Here is a 425-nt window from a genome sequence, read left to right on the forward strand (position 1 = left end):
CTCCCCGATGACGAGATCCATGGCGACGAAGCGGCCGCCAATCTCGACGATCTGCGCGACCGCTGGAGCCGGCTGACCGACGTGCACCAGTTCTTCGGCATGCTGAAGACGCTGAAGCTCAGCCGCCGGCAGGCGGTGCGCATGGTCGGCCAGGACTATGCCTGGCTGCTCGACAATGATGCCGTTCGGGCCATGTTCCATCATGCCGTGGAAGGCGAGATGCCGATCATGTGCTTTGTCGGAAACCGCGGCTGCATCCAGATCCATTCCGGGCCGATCAAATCGATCAAGCCGATGGGGCCATGGATCAATGTGCTGGACGAAACCTTCCACCTGCATCTGCGAACCGATCACATCCACGAGGTCTGGGCCGTGCGCAAGCCGACCAAGGACGGTCATGTCACCTCGCTCGAGGTCTATGACGT

Annotated in this window: 1 protein-coding gene; it reads left to right on the forward strand. The window is 61.4% G+C overall.

What is annotated here, in order from left to right; genetic code table 11:
- Window positions 1-425: ChuX/HutX family heme-like substrate-binding protein (locus EN935_RS40285; RefSeq protein ID WP_281040436.1), on the forward strand; the 425-nt coding region annotated here is incomplete at both ends.

The sequence above is a fragment of the Mesorhizobium sp. M7D.F.Ca.US.004.03.1.1 genome, from assembly GCF_003998635.1.
Classification (GTDB): Bacteria; Pseudomonadota; Alphaproteobacteria; order Rhizobiales; family Rhizobiaceae; genus Mesorhizobium; species Mesorhizobium loti.